Here is a 511-nt window from a genome sequence, read left to right as displayed (position 1 = left end):
AATGATTTTTAACGGCATGACGAGTTTTGTGTAATGTGTCTTGGCATGTATTTGTCCGACTAAATCAAGGAATAACCGTTGAAATAAATCTGGATTCATTCCATTTAATCGACGTGAAAGTTGAGAAATACTGATGGAATCAAGGTCAACACCTTTTTGCAGCTGATCATCAAAGAGACAATCACTAAGGGCATGGAGGCTTTCCACCTCTTCCAGCTGTGCATAAAGTAATAATTTCAAGAATGATTCTGTCGTAAGTTTCTTTGTATAAAGATCTAATTTCAATATTTTCACCTGTTCGTCAAATAATTTGAAATTTATAGGTGAAAACCATTGTCCAAATGAAGTTTTTCGTGTAATCTTATCCATGAGTTTGGTCCTTTTTATTGGATTTGGACGGGATTACCACCTGACCTTATCCATTATAAAGGACTTTTTCTTTGCACAAAATAACTTTATTGAACATTTCGAGTATTTTAAATAGTTAGTCTAAATTAATGCAACACTAGTG

General features: G+C 33.5%; 1 protein-coding gene. It reads right to left on the bottom strand.

Translation table 11 applies throughout. The features are described 5' to 3' along the window. On the bottom strand, window positions 1-369 hold a 369-nt coding region (locus QA612_RS22480; RefSeq protein ID WP_278286060.1), incomplete at its 3' end, for a DUF4372 domain-containing protein. Between the last annotated feature and the right edge of the window lie 142 nt (window positions 370-511).

It is taken from the genome of Evansella sp. AB-P1 (genome assembly GCF_029688925.1).
Classification (GTDB): Bacteria; Bacillota; Bacilli; order Bacillales; family Salisediminibacteriaceae; genus Evansella.
This window is presented reverse-complemented; position numbering and strand designations above follow the sequence as displayed.